At 44.9% G+C, this 906-nt stretch carries 1 protein-coding gene; it reads right to left on the bottom strand.

The genetic code is table 11. The annotated features are described in order from the left end of the window. Positions 1-906: FMN-dependent L-lactate dehydrogenase LldD (lldD, locus tag ACFIO3_RS14200; protein ID WP_375704700.1), on the bottom strand; the 906-nt coding region annotated here is incomplete at both ends.

Below are 906 nucleotides of genomic sequence, written 5' to 3'. Positions count from 1 at the left end.
GCTGCTGCAAGCGCATAAACAAAAGCACGGCCAATCATAACAGCATCCGCACCTTGTGCTATCATGCGTACAACATCAAGACCAGAACGAACACCAGAATCCGCTAAAATAGTCAAATGATCCTTTACAGCATCTGCAATTTCAGGCAACGCTCGTGCTGTTGATAATACACCATCAAGCTGGCGTCCACCGTGATTGGAAACAACAATACCATCAGCACCAAATCGTACGGCTTCTCGCGCATCTTCTGGATCAAGAATACCTTTCAAAATCATTTTTCCTTTCCAAAAATCGCGAATCCATTGTAGATCATGCCAACCAATTGAGGGATCAAAATTTGCACCAAGCCAACCAACATAATCATCCAATGCAATCTTCTTTTTGAGATAAATGGAAACATTTCCAAGGTCATGAGGGCGCCCCATAACACCAACGTTCCAAGCCCAATATGGATGAGTCAAAGCTTGTAAAAAACGACGTAAACCAGCATAAGGACCAGACATACCCGAATGCGCATCACGATAACGTGCACCAGGAATTGGCATATCAACTGTAAAAACCAACGTGCGTACACCAGCCAACCAAGCCCGTTCTAGTGCATCACGCATGAAACCGCGATCTTTGAGAACATAAAGTTGAAACCAAAATGCACCTCCAATCGCTTCTTGCACTTCCGCAATAGGACAAACTGAAACAGAGGATAGTGTAAAAGGAATCCCTTTTGCCACTGCAGCACGCGCTGCTTTTACCTCTCCACGACGTGCATACATGCCCGTTAGCCCAACAGGTGCGAGCACAATCGGTAGACCAAGTGTCTGATCAAAAAGCTTGATTGAAAGATCAACTTCACCAACGTGGCATAGAATCCTTTGACGCAGTGCAAGTGCTTGAAGATCTGTACAATTA

This window comes from Bartonella sp. AD328YNZD (assembly GCF_042196425.1).
The sequence above is the reverse complement of the archived record's forward strand: the minus strand, read 5'-3'. Positions and strand labels throughout refer to the sequence as shown.